This window comes from Mesorhizobium kowhaii (assembly GCF_003253745.1).
GTDB classification, from domain to species: domain Bacteria; phylum Pseudomonadota; class Alphaproteobacteria; order Rhizobiales; family Rhizobiaceae; genus Mesorhizobium; species Mesorhizobium kowhaii.
The window spans coordinates 1-16,539 of sequence record NZ_MZXV01000082.1; the positions used below are offsets into that span (position 1 = coordinate 1).

Sequence of the window (16,539 nt, forward strand, 5' to 3'; positions counted from 1 at the left end):
TGATGCCGGGCGACAACATCACGGTCGATGTCGAACTGATCGTGCCGATCGCCATGGAAGAGAAGCTGCGCTTCGCCATCCGTGAAGGCGGCCGCACCGTCGGTGCCGGCATCGTCGTCACCATCAAAGAGTAATTTGGACTTAAACCGATCTGTCGCGGGCGCAGGAGTTGCCCGCGCCGCGCCAGAACAAGGAAGTGACGCATGAACGGACAGAATATCCGCATCCGCCTGAAGGCGTTTGATCACCGCGTGCTCGACGCCTCGACGAAGGAAATCGTGTCGACGGCCAAGCGCACCGGTGCCAACGTCCGCGGCCCCATTCCGCTGCCGACGCGGATCGAAAAGTTCACGGTCAACCGGTCGCCTCACGTCGACAAGAAGAGCCGCGAGCAGTTCGAGATGCGCACGCACAAGCGTCTGCTCGACATCGTCGATCCGACCCCGCAGACAGTCGATGCTTTGATGAAGCTCGATCTGGCCGCCGGTGTGGACGTCGAGATCAAGCTCTAAGGGAATGAGAGCGCGGTAAGGGGCGGTGCCCCTGGCCCGGAACTCTAAAGGAATTGAACCGATGCGTTCAGGTGTGATTGCAAAGAAGGTGGGAATGACCCGCATCTACAACGATGCCGGGGAACATGTTCCCGTCACCGTTCTCCAGATGGAGAACTGTCAGGTCGTGGCGCAGCGCACGCAGGAGAAGAATGGCTACACCGCCGTTCAGCTCGGCGTTGGCCTTGCCAAGGTGAAGAACACGTCGAAGGCGATGCGCGGCCATTTCGCGACCGCTTCCGTCGAGCCGAAGGCGAAGGTCGCCGAGTTCCGCGTCTCTGCCGACAACATGATCGATGTCGGCGCCGAGATCACCGTCGAGCATTTCGTCCCCGGCCAGAAGGTCGACGTGACGGGCACGACGATCGGCAAGGGTTTTCAGGGCGTCATCAAGCGCCACCACATGGGCGGTGGCCGCGCGACGCACGGTAACTCGGTCTCGCACCGTACGCACGGTTCGACCGGCCAGCGCCAGGACCCGGGCAAGGTGTTCAAGGGCAAGCATATGGCTGGCCACATGGGCGACACCCGCGTCACCACGCAGAATGTCGAGATCGTTTCGACCGACGCCGACCGCGGTCTGATCCTGATCCGCGGTGCGGTTCCCGGATCGAAGGGCGCCTGGATCCTGGTCCGCGATGCGGCCAAGGTGGCACTGCCGGCCAATGCGCCGAAGCCTGCCGCGATCCGCGCCGTTGTCAAGAATGAGGCTCCGGCCACAGAGGGAGCGGAATAATGGATCTCAAGATCACAACGCTTGGCGGCAAGGACGCCGGCAAGGTGGAACTCTCCGAGGAGATTTTCGGCCTTGATCCGCGTGAAGACATCCTGCAGCGCGTCGTGCGCTGGCAGCTCGCCAAGAAGCAGCAGGGCACGCACAAGGCCAAGGGTCGCGCCGAGATCGCGCGCACCGGCGCCAAGATGTACAAGCAGAAGGGTACGGGCCGCGCCCGTCACCATTCGGCACGCGCTCCGCAGTTCCGCGGCGGCGGCAAGGCTCACGGCCCGGTCGTTCGCAGCCATGAGCACGAACTGCCCAAGAAGGTTCGCGCGCTTGGCCTCAAGCATGCTCTCTCGGCCAAGGCCAAGAGCGCGTCGATCATCATCATCGACGAGCTGAAGCTGACCGAGGCCAAGACAAAGGCGCTGATCGCGAATTTCGCGACGCTGGGCCTGACCAACGCTTTGGTGATCGGCGGTGCCGAGCTTGACAATAATTTCAAGCTGGCAGCGACGAACATCCCCAACATCGACGTGCTGCCCATTCAGGGCATCAACGTCTACGACATTCTGCGCCGCGGCACGCTGGTCCTTTCGAAGGCCGCCGTCGAGGCTCTCGAGGAGCGCTTTAAATGACCGACCTTCGTCATTACGACGTGATCGTCTCGCCGGCGATCACCGAAAAGTCGACCATGGCCTCCGAGAACAATCAGGTCGTCTTCAACGTCGCCAAGAAGGCGTCGAAGCCGGAAATCAAGGCCGCCGTCGAAGCGCTGTTCGGCGTCAAGGTGATGGCCGTGAACACGCTTGTCCGCAAGGGCAAGATCAAGCGCTTCCGTGGCACGGTTGGCCGCCAGAGCGACGTCAAGAAGGCGATTGTGACGCTGGCCGACGGCCAGTCGATCGACGTCGCGACGGGTCTCTGAGCAAGGCCGCGAGGACAGAAACATGGCACTGAAAAAATTCAACCCGGTAACGCCCAGCACCCGTCAGCTGGTCATCGTCGACCGCTCGGGCCTCTACAAGGGCAAGCCCGTCAAGGGTCTGACCGAAGGCCTGACCAAGTCGGGCGGCCGCAACAATCACGGTCGCATCACCGCCCGCTTCATCGGTGGTGGCCACAAGCGTTCGTACCGCATCATCGACTTCAAGCGCCGCAAGTTCGACGTTGTCGGCACGGTCGAACGTATCGAATACGATCCGAACCGCACCGCTTTCATCGCGCTGATCAAGTATGATGATGGCGAGCTGTCCTACATCATCGCTCCGCAGCGTCTGGCTCCCGGCGACAAGATCGTGTCCGGTGAAGCCGTCGACGTGAAGCCGGGCAATGCGATGCCGCTGGCCTCGATGCCGGTTGGCACCATCGTCCACAACATCGAGCTGAAGCCGGGCAAGGGCGCTCAGGTCGCCCGTTCGGCCGGTGGTTATGGCCAGCTGGTCGGTCGCGACCAGGGTATGGCGATCCTGCGCCTCAACTCGGGCGAGCAGCGCGTCGTGCACGGTTCGTGCATGGCCACCGTCGGTGCCGTGTCCAATCCGGACCACGGCAACATCAACGACGGCAAGGCTGGCCGTACGGTTTGGCGTGGCAAGCGTCCGCACAATCGCGGCGTGACCATGAACCCGGTCGACCATCCGCACGGCGGCGGCGAAGGCCGCACCTCGGGTGGCCGCCATCCGGTTTCGCCCTGGGGCAAGCCGACCAAGGGCAAGAAGACGCGGTCCAACAAGGCGACCGACAAGTTCATCCTGCGCTCGCGCCATCAGCGCAAGAGCTAAGAAGAGGTAACGCCAAGTGACTCGTTCTATTTGGAAAGGCCCCTTCATCGACGGCTACCTTCTCAAGAAGGTGGACAAGGTTCGTGAAGGTGGTCGCAATGAGGTGATCAAGATGTGGAGCCGTCGCTCCACCATCCTGCCGCAGTTCGTCGGCTTCACCTTCGGTGTCTACAACGGCCAGAAGCATGTGCCCGTTTCGGTGAACGAGGACATGGTCGGTCACAAGTTCGGTGAATTCGCTCCGACCCGGACCTATTACGGTCACGGCGCGGATAAGAAGGCGAAGAGGAAATAATCATGGGCAAGGCCAAAGCTCCGCGCAGGCTTGCTGACAACGAAGCGCGCGCCGTGTTGCGCACGATCCGTATCAGCCCGCAGAAGCTGAACCTGGTTGCCGCGCTGATCCGCGGCAAGAAGGTCGCGACAGCGCTTTCCGATCTTGAATTCTCGGCCAAGCGGATTTCCGGCACGGTCAAGAAGACGCTGGAATCGGCAATCGCCAACGCCGAAAACAACCACGACCTCGATGTCGATGCACTGATCGTGGCGGAAGCCTATGTCGGCAAGTCGATCGTCATGAAGCGGTTCCATGCCCGTGGCCGTGGTCGCGCCAGCCGTATCGAGAAGCCGTTCTCGCACCTCACGATCGTCGTTCGTGAAGTCGAAGAAAAAGGGGAGGCCGCATAATGGGCCAGAAAGTCAATCCGATCGGTCTTCGCCTCGGCATCAACCGCACCTGGGATTCGCGCTGGTTCGCGAACACCGGCGAGTACGGCAAGCTGCTGCATGAGGACATCAAGATCCGCAAGTATCTTGAGAAGGAACTCAAGCAGGCCGCGATCTCGAAGGTCGTCATCGAGCGCCCGCACAAGAAGTGCCGCGTCACCATCCATGCCGCGCGCCCGGGTCTGATCATCGGCAAGAAGGGCGCCGACATCGAGAAGCTTCGCAAGAAGCTGATGGAGATGACGAAGTCCGAGACGCACCTCAACATCGTTGAAGTGCGCAAGCCGGAAATCGACGCGACCCTGGTCGCCCAGTCGATCGCCCAGCAGCTCGAGCGTCGTATCGCCTTCCGTCGCGCCATGAAGCGCGCCGTGCAGTCGGCGATGCGCCTCGGTGCCGAAGGCATCCGCATCAACTGCGCCGGCCGTCTTGGCGGCGCCGAGATTGCGCGCATGGAATGGTACCGCGAAGGCCGCGTGCCGCTGCATACGCTACGTGCGGACGTCGATTACGGCACGGCCGAAGCGCATACCGCCTATGGTATCTGCGGCGTCAAGGTCTGGGTGTTCAAGGGCGAGATCCTCGAGCACGACCCGATGGCTTCGGAGCGTCGTGCGACCGAGGGCGATGCTGCACATGGCGGTGGTGGTGATCGCGAACGCGGTCGTCGTCGCGAAAACGCCTGAGACATTTAGGAATTTGGAGTTAGAACGATGCTGCAGCCAAAGCGCACAAAGTTCCGCAAGCAGTTCAAGGGCCGTATCCATGGTACCGCAAAGGGCGGCACCAACCTGGATTTCGGTGGTTTCGGGCTGAAGGCGCTTGAGCCGAACCGCGTCACCGCACGTGAGATCGAGGCGGCTCGCCGTGCGATCACGCGTGAAATGAAGCGCGCCGGTCGCGTCTGGATCCGTATTTTCCCGGACGTGCCGGTCACTTCGAAGCCGACCGAAGTCCGCATGGGCAAGGGCAAGGGCGCGGTCGATTACTGGGCGGCGCGCGTCAAGCCGGGCCGCATCATGTTCGAGATCGACGGCGTGAATGAAGAAACCGCCCGTGAGGCACTGCGTCTCGGCGCGGCCAAGCTCTCGGTCAAGACGCGCTTCGTGCAGCGCATCGCAGAATAAGGACGGGCTGATCATGAAAGCCGAAGACATCCGGACCAAGACCCAGGACCAGCTGACCGACGACCTGGCCAGCCTGAAGAAGGAGCAGTTCAACCTGCGCTTCCAGAAGGCCACCGGCCAGCTCGAGAAGACCGCGCGCGTGAGACAGGTCCGCAAGGACATTGCGCGTATCAAGACCATCGCTGCGGAAAAGTCCGCGGCTAAGAAGGCTTAAGGACGAAAACCATGCCAAAGCGCATTCTGCAGGGCACCGTCGTCAGCGACAAGAACGAGAAGACGGTTGTCGTCAAGGTCGAACGGCGCTTCACGCATCCCGTGATGAAGAAGACCGTACGCATGACCAAGAAGTACAAGGCGCACGACGAGAACAACGCCCACAAGGTTGGCGATCAGGTGTTCATCCAGGAATCGAAGCCGATTTCCAAGGATAAGCGCTGGATCGTCGTGTCTTCGGACCAGGCGTAAACAAACGAATTTTGGACAGACCGGGGAGGGGTTTAGAGCCCGTCCCGTTAGAAAAGAAGAAGGCGGCCAGTCATGATTCAGATGCAAACAAACCTCGACGTCGCGGATAATTCCGGCGCCCGTCGTGTCATGTGCATCAAGGTGCTGGGCGGCTCGAAGCGGAAATACGCTTCCGTGGGCGACATCATCGTGGTGTCGATCAAGGAAGCCATCCCGCGCGGCCGCGTGAAGAAGGGCGATGTGATGAAGGCGGTCGTGGTTCGCACGGCCAAGGACATCCGCCGCCCGGACGGCAGCGTGATCCGTTTCGACAAGAACGCGGCCGTTCTCGTCGACAACAAGAAAGAGCCGATCGGCACGCGTATCTTCGGACCGGTTCCGCGCGAACTTCGCGCCAAGAACCACATGAAGATCATCTCGCTCGCGCCTGAAGTGCTGTAAGGAGCCGGACCAATGCAAAAGATTAGAAAAGGCGACAAGGTCGTCGTGCTGGCCGGCAAGGACAAGGGCCGTTCGGGCGAAGTCCTCTCGGTTCAGCCGAAGGATGACACCGCGCTGGTGCGCGGCGTCAACATGATCCGTCGTCACCAGAAGCAGTCCCAGTCCCAAGAGGGTGGGATCATCACCAAGGAAGCGCCGATCCAGCTGTCGAACATCGCGCTGGCCGACCCCAAGGATGGCAAGCCGACCCGCGTCGGTTTCATCTTCCAGAAGGACGGCAAGAAGGTGCGCGTCGCCAAGCGCTCGGGAGAAGTCATCAATGGCTAAGGCTCAAACCACGAAGCCCAAGGCTGAAAGCAAGCAGTCCAAGGCCCAGAACACGCCGCGCCTCAAGCAGGTCTACAACGAGACCATTCGCAAGGCGCTGCAGGAACAGTTCGGCTACGAGAACGAGATGCAGGTTCCCCGCATCGACAAGATCGTGCTGAACATGGGCGTTGGCGAAGCGACCGGCGATTCGAAGAAGCCTTCGATCGCGGCCGAAGACCTGGCGATGATCGCCGGCCAGAAGGCCGTCGTCACCCGCGCCCGCAACTCGATCGCCGGCTTCAAGGTCCGCGAGAAGATGCCGATCGGCGCCAAGGTCACGCTGCGCAAGGAACGCATGTACGAGTTCCTCGACCGCCTCGTGAACATCGCACTGCCACGTGTCCGCGATTTCCGCGGGCTCAATCCGAAGAGCTTCGATGGCCGTGGCAACTACGCCATGGGCATCAAGGAACACATCGTGTTCCCGGAGATCAACTACGACAAGGTTGATCAGATCTGGGGCATGGACGTCATCGTTTGTACGACTGCGAAGACGGACGACGAAGCCAGGGCATTGCTCAAGGCTTTCAACTTCCCCTTCCGCCAGTAACGGCAGCGAGAAAAGGAAAAATCTGAAATGGCAAAGACCAGCTCAGTCGAGAAGAACAACAGGCGCCGCAAGCTTGCCGACCAGTACGGTCCCAAGCGCGCCGCGCTCAAGGCGATCATCATGGATCAGTCCAAGCCGATGGAAGAGCGTTTCCGCGCTCAGCTCAAGCTTGCCGCCATGCCGCGCAACTCGGCCAAGATCCGCATCCGCAACCGCTGCGAAGTTACCGGCCGTCCGCGTGCCTACTATCGCAAGCTCAAAGTATCGCGCATCGCGCTTCGTGATCTCGGCAATAACGGCCAGATCCCGGGCCTGGTCAAGTCGAGCTGGTAAGGAGGACATAACATGTCATTGAGCGATCCTCTCGGCGATATGCTGACCCGCATCCGCAACGCCTACGGCCGCAAGAAGTCGAGCGTTTCGACGCCGGCCTCGCGCCTGCGTACCCGCGTCCTCGACGTGCTGAAGGCTGAAGGCTATATCCGCGACTACAGCCAGACCGACTTCGACAACGGCAAGTCCGAAATCGAGATCGAGCTGAAGTATTTCGACGGCGCGCCGGTCGTGCGCGAAATCGCCCGCGTCTCGAAGCCAGGCCGCCGCGTCTACGTTTCGGCCAAGTCGATTCCGCACGTCGCCAACGGCCTCGGCATCGCCATCCTTTCGACACCGAAGGGCGTGATGGCCGACCACGAAGCGCGTGAACAGAACGTCGGTGGTGAAATCCTCTGCCAGATCTTCTGATCTGGCGTGTGACCGGGAAAATTGGAATCCGGTCTTCGGGATCATGCCCGAAGACAGAGACCTGAAACAAGAGAAGTGACGAGGACAACAAAATGTCTCGTATTGGAAAGAAACCCGTTTCGCTGCCGCAGGGCGTGACCGCGACCGTCAACGGCCAGACCGTGACGGCGAAGGGCCCCAAGGGTGAGCTGAAGTTCGTGGTGAACGACGAAGTTCTGGTCAAGATGGAAGGTAGCGAGATCGCTGTCCAGCCGCGCGACCAGACCAAGACCGCCCGCTCCAAGTGGGGCATGTCGCGCACGCAGATCGTCAACATCCTGCAGGGCGTCAAGGACGGTTTCGAGAAGAAGCTCGAAATCACCGGCGTCGGCTATCGCGCCGCCCTTCAGGGCAAGAACCTGCAGCTGGCGCTTGGCTTCAGCCATGATGTCGTCTACGAGACGCCGCAGGGCATCACCATCACCGTGCCGAAGCCGACCGAAATCACCGTTGCCGGAATCGACAAGCAGCAGGTCGGCCAGGTTGCCGCCGAGATCCGCGAATACCGCGGTCCCGAGCCCTACAAGGGCAAGGGCGTCCGCTATGCTGGCGAGAAGATTGTCCGCAAGGAAGGCAAGAAGAAGTAATTGTAACGCCGCGGGGAGCGGTCGCGGGAGGCGCTTTCGCCTACCGCATATGGCGGCCCCCTTTTTTTGAAGGCAAGGAAGACTATCATGGGTACCAAGGAATCCACGCAGCGTCGTGCGCAGCGCGTTCGCCGCCAGATCAAGAAGGTCGCCGGCGACCGTCCGCGTCTGTCGGTCCACCGCACGTCGAAGAACATCTATGTGCAGGTCATCGACGACGCCAAGGGGCACACCATCGTCGCTGCTTCGACACTCGAGAAGGACCTCAAGGGTTCGCTCAAGACCGGCGCCGACACCGCCGCTGCCGCCGCGATCGGCAAGCTGATCGCCGAGCGCGCCACCAAGGCCGGCGTCAAGGAAGTCGTCTTCGACCGCGGCGCCTACATCTATCACGGCCGCGTCAAGGCGCTCGCCGAGGCTGCCCGTGAAGGTGGTCTTAGTTTCTAATGCCTGATCCCGAAAAGTTGCAGACTTTTCGGATAAGATCATGCAAGGGAAAAAATAACTTTCGCCCCCGGTGACCCACAGAGGCGCCGGATATTATCAGCAACCGTGCTTCCGGAAAAAAACAAGGAACAGGATATGGCACAGGAACGTAGGGATGGCGGCCGCGGCCGCGATCGTGAAGAACGCGATGACGGCATGGTGGACAAGCTCGTCCACATCAACCGCGTCGCCAAGGTCGTCAAGGGCGGCCGTCGCTTCGGTTTTGCAGCACTCGTCGTCGTCGGCGACCAGAAGGGCCGTGTCGGCTTTGGTCACGGCAAGGCGCGCGAAGTGCCGGAAGCTATCCGCAAGGCAACTGAATCAGCCAAGCGCGACATGATCTTCGTGCCGCTGCGCTCGGGTCGTACGCTGCACCACGACGTCGAAGGACGCTGGGGCGCCGGACGCGTGCTGCTGCGCGCTGCCAAGCAAGGTACCGGCATCATCGCCGGTGGCCCGATGCGCGCTGTCTTCGAGACGCTCGGCATGCATGACGTGGTCGCCAAGTCGATGGGTTCGTCGAACCCCTACAACATGGTTCGCGCCACCTTCGACGCGCTGAAGAGCCAGATGCATCCCAAGGATGTGGCTGCTGCTCGCGGCATCAAGTATTCGACCCTTCAGGCCCGCCGCGGCACCGCCGTTGCGGCTGAAGAATAGTCGATCTGACCAGGGATTTTGACCATGGCCAAGAAAGCAACAAAGACCGTCACCGTTGAGCAGATCGGCTCGCCGATCCGCCGCCCGAAGGAACAGCGCGCGACGCTGGTCGGGCTCGGCCTCAACAAGATGCACAAGCAGCGCACGCTGGAAGATACGCCCTCCGTGCGCGGCATGATCGCTGCCGTCCAGCATCTCGTCCGCGTCGTGGACGAGGGCTGAGCCAGAGCGCAGGAGAACTCAGATGAAACTCAACGATCTGCGTGACAAGGACGGCGCGACGCACTCCAAGAAGCGTCTCGGCCGTGGCATCGGCTCCGGCACCGGCAAGACCGGCGGTCGCGGCGTCAAGGGCCAGAAGGCGCGCTCCGGCGTCGCCATCAACGGCTTCGAGGGTGGCCAGATGCCACTCTACCGGCGCCTGCCGAAGCGTGGCTTCAACAACATCTTCGCCAAGAGCTTCACCGTCGTCTCGCTGGCCCGTATTCAGGTCGCCATCGACGCCAAGAAGCTCGACGCCAAGGCAACCGTGACGGCTGAATCGCTGGTCGCTGCCGGCGTCATCCGCCGCGTCAAGGACGGCGTGCGTATCCTCTCGGACGGCGAGATCAAGGCGAAGCTCGCCTTTGACGTTGCCGGCGCCTCCAAGGCCGCGATCGAGAAGATCGAAAAGGCTGGCGGCTCGGTCAAGTTGCCGGAAAAGGCAGCTGCCGAGTAACGGCAATTTGAAGCGCGAGCGGGATCCGTTTTTGCTCACGATTGCGCTTTGATCTGCTCAATTAGGCGGCCGCGTCAACGCGGCCGCTTGCATGTTTAGAGCCCGGAGCTTATCTCGTGAGCTTCGGTGAAACGCGCCGCCTGACCTCAAGGGCCATCAAGCGTTACCAAGCGGAGAATCAGGCATGGCTTCGGCTGCTGAACAACTAGCCTCGAATCTGAATTTCTCGGCCTTCGCCAAAGCGGAGGACCTGAAGAAACGCATCTGGTTCACCATCGGCGCGTTGCTCGTCTATCGCCTCGGCACCTATATCCCGCTTCCCGGCATCAACCCAGACGCCTTCGCCCAGGCTTTCTCCTCGCAGAGCAAGGGCGTGCTTGGCATGTTCAACATGTTCGCCGGCGGCGCCGTGCAGCGCATGGCGATCTTTGCGCTCGGCATCATGCCGTACATCTCCGCCTCCATCATCATGCAGCTGATGACCTCGGTCATCCCGTCGCTGGAAGCGCTGAAGAAGGAAGGCGAACAGGGCCGCAAGGTCATCAACCAGTACACGCGCTACGGCACCGTGCTGCTTGCGCTGGTTCAGGCCTATGGCATTTCGGTCGGCCTGGAGGGCGGTAACGGCATCGTCAACGATCCTGGCATGTTCTTCCGCCTCTCGACCGTCGTCACGCTGGTCGGCGGCACCATGTTCCTGATGTGGCTAGGCGAACAGATTACCGCACGCGGCATCGGCAACGGCATTTCGCTGATCATTTTCTCGGGCATCGTCGCCGGCCTGCCGCGCGCCATTTCCGGCACGCTGGAGCTTGGCCGCACGGGCGCCTTGTCGACCGGCCTGATCCTGGCGATCATCGTCCTGGCCATCGTCGTCATCGCGCTCATCGTGTTCTTCGAACGTGCTCAGCGCCGCTTGCTGATCCAGTATCCGAAGCGTCAGGTCGGCAACCGCATGTTCCAGGGCGATACCTCGCATCTGCCGCTGAAGCTCAACACGTCAGGCGTCATTCCACCGATCTTTGCCTCGTCGCTGCTGTTGCTGCCGGCCACCGTCGCCGGCTTCTCGCAGACCACCAACATGCCGGCCTGGGCAAGCACCATCCTGGCGTCGCTCGGCCACGGCCAGCCGCTCTACATGGCATTCTACGCGGCGATGATCGTGTTCTTCGCCTTCTTCTACACTGCGATTGTCTTCAACCCGAAGGACACCGCCGACCAGCTCAAGAAGCATTCGGGCTTCATCCCGGGCTATCGTCCGGGCGAGCGCACCGCCGATTACATCGATTACGTTCTCACCCGCATCACCGTCGTCGGCGCCATCTATCTGGTGCTGGTGTGCCTGCTGCCGGAGTTCCTGATCTCGGCGACTGGCGTACCATTCTACCTTGGTGGCACATCGCTTCTGATCGTGGTCAGTGTCACGCTCGATACGGTTGCGCAGATTCAGGGCCACCTGATCGCGCACCAGTATGAAGGCCTGATCAAGAAGTCGAAGCTGCGCGGGGGGAAGAAAGCCAGATGAGGTTGATATTGCTTGGGCCGCCAGGGGCGGGCAAGGGGACACAAGCACAAAGACTGGTAGAAAAACACGGCATACCCCAGCTCTCCACGGGCGACATGCTGCGTGCTGCAGTCCAGGCTGGCACCGAAGTCGGCAAACGCGCCAAAGCGGTGATGGATGCCGGTGAACTGGTTTCCGACGCCATCGTCAACGCCATCGTCGCCGAACGTATCGATCAGCCGGATTGCGCGAAGGGTTTCATCCTCGACGGATATCCGCGGACCCTGGTGCAGGCGGACGCGGTTGAGCAGATGCTTTCGGATCGCTCGCAAGGCCTCGATGCGGTCATCGAACTTGTCGTCGACGACAAGGCGCTGGTTGGTCGTATCGTCAAGCGCGCCAACGAGGCACAAGCCGCCGGTCAGCCCGTGCGCAAGGACGACAATCCGACCGTGTTCGAGGAGCGTCTGAGGGAATACTACAAGAAGACGTCGCCGCTGATTGGCTACTATTATGCCAAGGGCAAGCTCCGGAGTGTCGACGGCATGGCCGATATCGATGCCGTGACGGAACAGATCGAAGCGGTGCTCAGGGACGCAACGCGGGGAATTTAACGATTGCACTTGACGGGAGCGGTTCGCTGCGGTATGGCGGCCCGTCTTCCTATCAGGCATCGGCTTTGCTTGTCCGCAAGGGCAAGGCAGCCGCTTTGAACTGGAAACTCCCGCATGGGCCGGCCTCCACCGGACGCGGGGCAACTTAAGATAGCGCCGGTTCGTCCGGCCCACATGGAGAAGAGAAGAATATGGCTCGTATAGCCGGCGTCAACATTCCGACCAACAAGCGCGTTGTCATCGCGCTTCAATACATTCACGGCATTGGCAAGAAGTTCGCCCAGGAGATCGTCGACAAGGTCGGCATCCCGGCCGAGCGTCGCGTCAACCAGCTCACCGATGCTGAAGTGCTGCAGATCCGCGAAACCATCGACCGCGACTATCAGGTCGAGGGCGACCTGCGCCGCGAAGTCTCGATGAACATCAAGCGGCTCATGGACCTCGGCTGCTACCGCGGCCTGCGTCACCGCCGCTCGCTGCCGGTTCGCGGCCAGCGCACGCATACCAATGCGCGCACCCGCAAGGGCCCGGCCAAGTCGATCGCCGGCAAGAAGAAGTAATTTAGGGCAGTAAGGGAGTAGGGCAGTAAGGCAATAGGATCGGCAGACATACTGCCCTACTGCCATATTCCCCTACTGCCTTCTCCCTGGTGGAGCCGCTGGCATTACGGCGGTGTAGAGATCAACTGAAAGGACTATCATGGCCAAGGAAGCCGCTCGTGTTCGCCGTCGCGAACGCAAGAACATCTCGTCGGGCGTTGCCCACGTCAATTCGACCTTCAACAACACGATGATCACCATCACCGACGCACAGGGCAATTCGATTGCCTGGTCGTCGGCCGGTGCCCAGGGCTTCAAGGGTTCGCGCAAGTCGACCCCGTTCGCTGCCCAGATGGCTGCCGAGGACGTTGCCAAGAAGGCCCAGGAACACGGCATGCGCATGCTCGAAGTCGAGGTCTGCGGACCCGGCTCCGGTCGTGAATCGGCACTGCGCGCTCTGCAGGCGGCCGGCTTCACCATCACCTCGATCCGTGATGTGACGCCGATCCCGCACAATGGGTGCCGCCCGCGCAAGAAGCGCCGCGTCTAAAAAAATTACCGAACGCCGCGCGAGCGCCCTTGGGGCGCTCCTCCACGGCATTCCAGGTCGCCCGCCACGATTGGATGGTGGCGGGTCAACGGAAGGAAAGCATCATGATCCAGAAAAATTGGCAAGAACTGATCAAGCCGAACAAGATCGAGTTCTCGTCGAAGAAGAAGACGCTGACCACGCTGGTCGCCGAGCCGCTCGAGCGTGGCTTTGGCCTGACGCTGGGCAACGCGCTGCGCCGCGTGCTTCTGTCTTCGCTGCGCGGTGCGGCTGTTACCGCCGTGCAGATCGACGGTGTTCTGCATGAATTCTCGTCCATCGCCGGCGTGCGCGAGGACGTGACCGACATCGTCTTGAACATCAAGGAAATCGCCATCCGCATGGAAGGCGATGGCCCCAAGCGCATGGTCGTGCGCAAGCAGGGACCGGGCGCGGTTCTCGCCGGCGACATCCAGACGGTTGGCGACGTCGAAATCCTCAACCCCGACCACGTCATCTGCACGCTGGACGAAGGCGCTGAAATCCGCATGGAATTCACCGTCGACACTGGCAAGGGTTACGTACCGGCCGACCGCAACCGCGCCGAAGACGCGCCGATCGGCCTCATCCCGGTCGACAGCCTCTATTCGCCGGTCAAGAAGGTCTCCTACAAGGTCGAGAACACCCGCGAGGGCCAGGTTCTCGACTATGACAAGCTGACCATGACGATCGAGACCGACGGTTCGATCACCGGCGAGGACGCGGTGGCTTTCGCTGCCCGCATCCTGCAGGACCAGCTCGGCCTGTTCGTCAATTTCGACGAGCCGCAGAAGGAAGTCGCCGCCGAAGCCGTCACCGAGCTCGCCTTCAACCCGGCGCTGCTCAAGAAGGTCGACGAGCTCGAGCTTTCGGTGCGTTCGGCCAACTGCCTGAAGAACGACAATATCGTCTATATCGGCGACCTGATCCAGAAGACCGAAGCCGAGATGCTGCGCACCCCGAACTTCGGCCGCAAGTCGCTGAACGAGATCAAGGAAGTCCTGGCGGCGATGGGCCTGCACCTCGGCATGGAAGTGCCGGACTGGCCGCCGGAAAACATCGAAGACCTCGCCAAGCGTTACGAAGATCAGTATTGAGCATGATCCCGAAAAGTTGCGCGACTTTTCGGGCAAGATCATGCGGCTAACCAGTTGAGGCTGAGGCCTCTTGAACCCGCAATGAAGGAGAAGAGCCATGCGCCACGGATTTAAGGGCCGCCGGTTCGCCCGCAGCATAAGCCACCGCAAGTCGATGTTCGCCAACCTGGCCGTGTCGTTGCTCGAGCACGAGCAGATCGTCACCACCCTGCCGAAGGCGAAGGACCTGCGTCCGATCGTCGAGAAGCTGGTGACGCTCGGCAAGCGTGGCGACCTGCACGCCCGCCGCCAGGTGATCGCGCAGATCGGCAATGAAGGCGTCGTCAAGCGCCTGTTCGACACCATCGCGCCGCGCTACGCCACCCGCAATGGCGGCTATCTGCGCATCATGAAGGCAGGCTTCCGCCACGGCGACAATGCCGCGATGGCGGTCATCGAGTTCGTCGATCGCGACACCTCGGCCAAGGGCGCCGGCGACCGCGCCCGCATCGAAGCCGAAGGCACCGACGCGGACGCCGCAGCCGCATAAGGCTTGGCTTTCCGGAATGAATTCAAAGGGGCCTGCGGGCCCCTTTTGTTTTCTGGAGGCAGCAGATTGCGGCTAAAGGCGATCTTCTGGCCGGAACCGAGGCTCTTTGGCCAAAATAATCGGATTTCAGCGGCTTAGCCTTTCATTTTGCACAATCGTCGGGACAATGCCCCCGAACTTGCCTTGGAGGATTCGCGAATGCGCGCCAACCGACTGTCCCTTGTTCTGCTCTTCGCCATAATGGCGTTCGCAGCCGCACCGGCGGTCAGGCAGGCATTGGCCGAGGAGACCAAGACCGATCCCGGCCTGTCCGACGTGCTGACCGACCTGCTGCATGGCGTCGAAGGCGAGAACTCTACGTCGGGTCCCGACAAGCGCGTGCCGTTCGGCCGCGAGGAAGTGCAATTGTCGTTCGCACCGCTGGTCAAGCAGACGGCGCCGGCCGTGGTCAATGTCTATGCCTCGCAGACCGCCAAGGTGACGTCGCCCTTCGACGGCGATCCGTTCTTCGAGGAATTTTTCGGCCGTTCGCAGCCGCGTGCGCAGTCATCTCTGGGCTCCGGCGTGCTGGTCGACCCGACCGGCGTCGTGGTCACCAATTACCACGTCATCAAGGATGCCGATCAGGTCAAGGTGGCGACCGCGGACGGGCGTGAATTCGACAGCAAGGTGATGCTGAAGGACGAGACGCTCGACCTTGCGGTGCTCAAGATCACCTCGGACAAACCTTTTCCGGCCATCGCCATCGGCGATTCCGACGCCCTCGAGGTCGGCGATCTGGTGCTGGCCATCGGCAATCCCTTCGGTGTTGGCCAGACCACCACCAGCGGCATCGTTTCGGCCCTTGCCCGCAGCCATATCGGCGTCTCCGATTCCAGCTTCTTCATCCAGACCGACGCCGCCATCAACCCCGGCAATTCGGGCGGTGCGCTGATCAACATGGGCGGCCAGCTGGTCGGCATCAACACGGCGATCTACAGCCGCAGCGGCGGCTCGATCGGCATCGGCTTTGCCATCCCCGCAAACATGGTGCGCGCCTTTGCCGATGCGGCCAAGGCCGGACTGGATTTCTTCGAACGGCCCTATATCGGCGCCGAGTTCGAAGATGTGACGCCGCAGATCGCCGAATCGCTCGGCATGGAGAAGCCGACCGGTGCACTGGTCGCGTCGGTCGAGGCGACCGGCCCGGCGGCCAAGGCGGGGCTCAAGCCCGGCGACGTCGTGCTGCAGCTCAACAGCAAGCCGGTCGAAAGCATCGAAGCGCTGGATTACCGGATGGCGACATTGTCGATCGGCACCACCGCCAATTTCGCGGTTCTGACCAAAGGCCAGCAGGCGGCGATGGACATCGCCCTGGAGCGCGCTCCCGAAGGCATGAAGGCTGCTGAAGTGACGTTGCACGGCCGCAGCCCGTTCTCGGGCGCCAAGGTCGCGGAACTGTCGCCCCGGCTAGCCCAGAAGCTTGGCCTGCGCACCGACATCAAGGGCGTCACCGTGGTCGACATCGACCGTGACTCGCCGGCCGCCGATTTCGGCTTCCAGCCGGGTGACATCGTGCGCGAGGTGAACGGCACCACCATCGATACCGCGGCGACCCTGGAGCAGGCAGCCAAGGCGGATACGCGCTGGTGGCGCTTTACCGTCGAGCGCGGCGGGCAGATACTGCGTCAGGTGTTGCGTTATTAGGCACGGCCCCGAGCATTCGGGCTCATGCTCCAACCAA

29 protein-coding genes are annotated in these 16,539 nt (G+C 61.7%); all 29 read left to right on the forward strand.

Annotated features, from left to right (window positions below):
* Positions 1-134, forward strand: a 134-nt coding sequence (locus B5V02_RS37495) for an EF-Tu C-terminal domain-related protein (RefSeq protein ID WP_477422135.1), incomplete at its 5' end; no start/stop codon positions are given.
* Between the two features lie 69 nt (positions 135-203).
* Complete coding sequence (rpsJ, locus tag B5V02_RS37500) at positions 204-512, forward strand: 30S ribosomal protein S10 (protein ID WP_010909272.1); 309 nt, start codon at positions 204-206, stop codon at positions 510-512.
* A 61-nt stretch (positions 513-573) separates the two neighbouring features.
* Positions 574-1,287 (forward strand): 50S ribosomal protein L3, encoded by a 714-nt coding sequence (gene rplC, locus B5V02_RS37505; protein ID WP_111548978.1) that lies wholly within the window; start codon positions 574-576, stop codon positions 1,285-1,287.
* Positions 1,287-1,907 carry a 50S ribosomal protein L4 gene (rplD, locus tag B5V02_RS37510; RefSeq protein WP_111548979.1) on the forward strand — a complete coding sequence of 207 codons (621 nt, stop codon included), beginning with the start codon at positions 1,287-1,289 and terminating at the stop codon, positions 1,905-1,907. The genes rplC and rplD overlap by 1 nt, the downstream gene beginning before the upstream one ends.
* Positions 1,904-2,197 carry a 50S ribosomal protein L23 gene (locus B5V02_RS37515; protein WP_027028839.1) on the forward strand — a complete coding sequence of 98 codons (294 nt, stop codon included), beginning with the start codon at positions 1,904-1,906 and terminating at the stop codon, positions 2,195-2,197. The genes rplD and B5V02_RS37515 overlap by 4 nt, the downstream gene beginning before the upstream one ends.
* 22 nt (positions 2,198-2,219) lie before the next feature.
* Positions 2,220-3,053 (forward strand): 50S ribosomal protein L2, encoded by an 834-nt coding sequence (rplB, locus tag B5V02_RS37520; protein ID WP_027026960.1) that lies wholly within the window; start codon positions 2,220-2,222, stop codon positions 3,051-3,053.
* A gap of 16 nt (positions 3,054-3,069) precedes the next feature.
* Positions 3,070-3,348, forward strand: coding sequence for a 30S ribosomal protein S19 (rpsS, locus tag B5V02_RS37525; protein WP_006205463.1), 279 nt, complete (start codon positions 3,070-3,072; stop codon positions 3,346-3,348).
* Positions 3,349-3,350: 2 nt separating this feature from the next.
* Positions 3,351-3,740, forward strand: coding sequence for a 50S ribosomal protein L22 (gene rplV / locus B5V02_RS37530; RefSeq protein WP_006205462.1), 390 nt, complete (start codon positions 3,351-3,353; stop codon positions 3,738-3,740).
* Positions 3,740-4,465, forward strand: coding sequence for a 30S ribosomal protein S3 (gene rpsC, locus B5V02_RS37535; protein ID WP_023672753.1), 726 nt, complete (start codon positions 3,740-3,742; stop codon positions 4,463-4,465). Before rplV ends, rpsC begins: the two co-directional genes overlap by 1 nt.
* 27 nt (positions 4,466-4,492) lie before the next feature.
* Positions 4,493-4,906: a 50S ribosomal protein L16 gene (gene rplP / locus B5V02_RS37540; protein ID WP_013531427.1), complete on the forward strand. Its 414-nt coding sequence runs from the start codon at positions 4,493-4,495 to the stop codon at positions 4,904-4,906.
* Between the two features lie 13 nt (positions 4,907-4,919).
* Positions 4,920-5,120 (forward strand): 50S ribosomal protein L29, encoded by a 201-nt coding sequence (gene rpmC, locus B5V02_RS37545; RefSeq protein WP_006205459.1) that lies wholly within the window; start codon positions 4,920-4,922, stop codon positions 5,118-5,120.
* Positions 5,121-5,131: 11 nt separating this feature from the next.
* The gene (gene rpsQ / locus B5V02_RS37550; RefSeq protein ID WP_010909280.1) at positions 5,132-5,371 is read left to right on the forward strand and encodes a 30S ribosomal protein S17; all 240 of its coding nucleotides are present in this window, start codon (positions 5,132-5,134) and stop codon (positions 5,369-5,371) included.
* 72 nt (positions 5,372-5,443) lie between these two features.
* Positions 5,444-5,812 (forward strand): 50S ribosomal protein L14, encoded by a 369-nt coding sequence (gene rplN / locus B5V02_RS37555; protein ID WP_006205457.1) that lies wholly within the window; start codon positions 5,444-5,446, stop codon positions 5,810-5,812.
* A 12-nt stretch (positions 5,813-5,824) separates the two neighbouring features.
* A complete protein-coding gene (rplX, locus tag B5V02_RS37560; RefSeq protein WP_006205456.1) occupies positions 5,825-6,139 on the forward strand; it encodes a 50S ribosomal protein L24 in 315 nt (104 codons plus the stop codon).
* On the forward strand, positions 6,132-6,731 hold the full coding sequence (gene rplE / locus B5V02_RS37565; RefSeq protein WP_111548980.1) for a 50S ribosomal protein L5: 600 nt from the start codon (positions 6,132-6,134) through the stop codon (positions 6,729-6,731). The genes rplX and rplE overlap by 8 nt, the downstream gene beginning before the upstream one ends.
* A 27-nt stretch (positions 6,732-6,758) precedes the next feature.
* Positions 6,759-7,064: a 30S ribosomal protein S14 gene (gene rpsN, locus B5V02_RS37570; protein ID WP_013895695.1), complete on the forward strand. Its 306-nt coding sequence runs from the start codon at positions 6,759-6,761 to the stop codon at positions 7,062-7,064.
* A 12-nt stretch (positions 7,065-7,076) separates the two neighbouring features.
* On the forward strand, positions 7,077-7,475 hold the full coding sequence (gene rpsH, locus B5V02_RS37575; protein ID WP_006205453.1) for a 30S ribosomal protein S8: 399 nt from the start codon (positions 7,077-7,079) through the stop codon (positions 7,473-7,475).
* A 92-nt stretch (positions 7,476-7,567) separates the two neighbouring features.
* Entirely contained in the window at positions 7,568-8,101 is a 534-nt protein-coding gene (gene rplF / locus B5V02_RS37580) for a 50S ribosomal protein L6 (protein ID WP_013531432.1), read from the forward strand.
* A gap of 87 nt (positions 8,102-8,188) precedes the next feature.
* Positions 8,189-8,548 carry a 50S ribosomal protein L18 gene (gene rplR, locus B5V02_RS37585; protein WP_111548981.1) on the forward strand — a complete coding sequence of 120 codons (360 nt, stop codon included), beginning with the start codon at positions 8,189-8,191 and terminating at the stop codon, positions 8,546-8,548.
* Positions 8,549-8,683: 135 nt separating this feature from the next.
* Positions 8,684-9,247 (forward strand): 30S ribosomal protein S5, encoded by a 564-nt coding sequence (gene rpsE, locus B5V02_RS37590; protein ID WP_006333394.1) that lies wholly within the window; start codon positions 8,684-8,686, stop codon positions 9,245-9,247.
* A 24-nt stretch (positions 9,248-9,271) separates the two neighbouring features.
* Entirely contained in the window at positions 9,272-9,469 is a 198-nt protein-coding gene (rpmD, locus tag B5V02_RS37595) for a 50S ribosomal protein L30 (protein WP_023736690.1), read from the forward strand.
* A 22-nt stretch (positions 9,470-9,491) separates the two neighbouring features.
* Positions 9,492-9,965, forward strand: coding sequence for a 50S ribosomal protein L15 (gene rplO / locus B5V02_RS37600; protein WP_111548982.1), 474 nt, complete (start codon positions 9,492-9,494; stop codon positions 9,963-9,965).
* A gap of 184 nt (positions 9,966-10,149) precedes the next feature.
* The gene (gene secY, locus B5V02_RS37605) at positions 10,150-11,490 is read left to right on the forward strand and encodes a preprotein translocase subunit SecY (RefSeq protein WP_111548983.1); all 1,341 of its coding nucleotides are present in this window, start codon (positions 10,150-10,152) and stop codon (positions 11,488-11,490) included.
* Entirely contained in the window at positions 11,487-12,083 is a 597-nt protein-coding gene (locus B5V02_RS37610; RefSeq protein WP_111548984.1) for an adenylate kinase, read from the forward strand. The genes secY and B5V02_RS37610 overlap by 4 nt, the downstream gene beginning before the upstream one ends.
* A 191-nt stretch (positions 12,084-12,274) precedes the next feature.
* On the forward strand, positions 12,275-12,643 hold the full coding sequence (gene rpsM, locus B5V02_RS37615) for a 30S ribosomal protein S13 (RefSeq protein ID WP_006205445.1): 369 nt from the start codon (positions 12,275-12,277) through the stop codon (positions 12,641-12,643).
* A 139-nt stretch (positions 12,644-12,782) separates the two neighbouring features.
* Positions 12,783-13,172, forward strand: a complete 390-nt coding sequence (gene rpsK, locus B5V02_RS37620) for a 30S ribosomal protein S11 (RefSeq protein ID WP_006205444.1) — start codon at positions 12,783-12,785, stop codon at positions 13,170-13,172.
* A 104-nt stretch (positions 13,173-13,276) separates the two neighbouring features.
* Positions 13,277-14,287, forward strand: a complete 1,011-nt coding sequence (locus B5V02_RS37625) for a DNA-directed RNA polymerase subunit alpha (protein WP_013531438.1) — start codon at positions 13,277-13,279, stop codon at positions 14,285-14,287.
* A 97-nt stretch (positions 14,288-14,384) separates the two neighbouring features.
* Complete coding sequence (gene rplQ, locus B5V02_RS37630; RefSeq protein ID WP_056588614.1) at positions 14,385-14,816, forward strand: 50S ribosomal protein L17; 432 nt, start codon at positions 14,385-14,387, stop codon at positions 14,814-14,816.
* Between the two features lie 198 nt (positions 14,817-15,014).
* Positions 15,015-16,502, forward strand: coding sequence for a DegQ family serine endoprotease (locus B5V02_RS37635; protein WP_111548985.1), 1,488 nt, complete (start codon positions 15,015-15,017; stop codon positions 16,500-16,502).
* Positions 16,503-16,539 lie beyond the last annotated feature (37 nt).

What these genes read in the sequence shown, in the direction of transcription:
- rpsJ (WP_010909272.1), top strand. Translation starts at nt 204, where the DNA reads ATGAACGGACAGAATATCCGCATCCGCCTGAAGGCGTTTGATCACCGC.
- rplC (WP_111548978.1), top strand. Translation starts at nt 574, where the DNA reads ATGCGTTCAGGTGTGATTGCAAAGAAGGTGGGAATGACCCGCATCTAC.
- rplD (WP_111548979.1), top strand. Translation starts at nt 1,287, where the DNA reads ATGGATCTCAAGATCACAACGCTTGGCGGCAAGGACGCCGGCAAGGTG.
- B5V02_RS37515 (WP_027028839.1), top strand. Translation starts at nt 1,904, where the DNA reads ATGACCGACCTTCGTCATTACGACGTGATCGTCTCGCCGGCGATCACC.
- rplB (WP_027026960.1), top strand. Translation starts at nt 2,220, where the DNA reads ATGGCACTGAAAAAATTCAACCCGGTAACGCCCAGCACCCGTCAGCTG.
- rplV (WP_006205462.1), top strand. Translation starts at nt 3,351, where the DNA reads ATGGGCAAGGCCAAAGCTCCGCGCAGGCTTGCTGACAACGAAGCGCGC.
- rpsC (WP_023672753.1), top strand. Translation starts at nt 3,740, where the DNA reads ATGGGCCAGAAAGTCAATCCGATCGGTCTTCGCCTCGGCATCAACCGC.
- rplP (WP_013531427.1), top strand. Translation starts at nt 4,493, where the DNA reads ATGCTGCAGCCAAAGCGCACAAAGTTCCGCAAGCAGTTCAAGGGCCGT.
- rpmC (WP_006205459.1), top strand. Translation starts at nt 4,920, where the DNA reads ATGAAAGCCGAAGACATCCGGACCAAGACCCAGGACCAGCTGACCGAC.
- rpsQ (WP_010909280.1), top strand. Translation starts at nt 5,132, where the DNA reads ATGCCAAAGCGCATTCTGCAGGGCACCGTCGTCAGCGACAAGAACGAG.
- rplN (WP_006205457.1), top strand. Translation starts at nt 5,444, where the DNA reads ATGATTCAGATGCAAACAAACCTCGACGTCGCGGATAATTCCGGCGCC.
- rplX (WP_006205456.1), top strand. Translation starts at nt 5,825, where the DNA reads ATGCAAAAGATTAGAAAAGGCGACAAGGTCGTCGTGCTGGCCGGCAAG.
- rplE (WP_111548980.1), top strand. Translation starts at nt 6,132, where the DNA reads ATGGCTAAGGCTCAAACCACGAAGCCCAAGGCTGAAAGCAAGCAGTCC.
- rpsN (WP_013895695.1), top strand. Translation starts at nt 6,759, where the DNA reads ATGGCAAAGACCAGCTCAGTCGAGAAGAACAACAGGCGCCGCAAGCTT.
- rpsH (WP_006205453.1), top strand. Translation starts at nt 7,077, where the DNA reads ATGTCATTGAGCGATCCTCTCGGCGATATGCTGACCCGCATCCGCAAC.
- rplF (WP_013531432.1), top strand. Translation starts at nt 7,568, where the DNA reads ATGTCTCGTATTGGAAAGAAACCCGTTTCGCTGCCGCAGGGCGTGACC.
- rplR (WP_111548981.1), top strand. Translation starts at nt 8,189, where the DNA reads ATGGGTACCAAGGAATCCACGCAGCGTCGTGCGCAGCGCGTTCGCCGC.
- rpsE (WP_006333394.1), top strand. Translation starts at nt 8,684, where the DNA reads ATGGCACAGGAACGTAGGGATGGCGGCCGCGGCCGCGATCGTGAAGAA.
- rpmD (WP_023736690.1), top strand. Translation starts at nt 9,272, where the DNA reads ATGGCCAAGAAAGCAACAAAGACCGTCACCGTTGAGCAGATCGGCTCG.
- rplO (WP_111548982.1), top strand. Translation starts at nt 9,492, where the DNA reads ATGAAACTCAACGATCTGCGTGACAAGGACGGCGCGACGCACTCCAAG.
- secY (WP_111548983.1), top strand. Translation starts at nt 10,150, where the DNA reads ATGGCTTCGGCTGCTGAACAACTAGCCTCGAATCTGAATTTCTCGGCC.
- B5V02_RS37610 (WP_111548984.1), top strand. Translation starts at nt 11,487, where the DNA reads ATGAGGTTGATATTGCTTGGGCCGCCAGGGGCGGGCAAGGGGACACAA.
- rpsM (WP_006205445.1), top strand. Translation starts at nt 12,275, where the DNA reads ATGGCTCGTATAGCCGGCGTCAACATTCCGACCAACAAGCGCGTTGTC.
- rpsK (WP_006205444.1), top strand. Translation starts at nt 12,783, where the DNA reads ATGGCCAAGGAAGCCGCTCGTGTTCGCCGTCGCGAACGCAAGAACATC.
- B5V02_RS37625 (WP_013531438.1), top strand. Translation starts at nt 13,277, where the DNA reads ATGATCCAGAAAAATTGGCAAGAACTGATCAAGCCGAACAAGATCGAG.
- rplQ (WP_056588614.1), top strand. Translation starts at nt 14,385, where the DNA reads ATGCGCCACGGATTTAAGGGCCGCCGGTTCGCCCGCAGCATAAGCCAC.
- B5V02_RS37635 (WP_111548985.1), top strand. Translation starts at nt 15,015, where the DNA reads ATGCGCGCCAACCGACTGTCCCTTGTTCTGCTCTTCGCCATAATGGCG.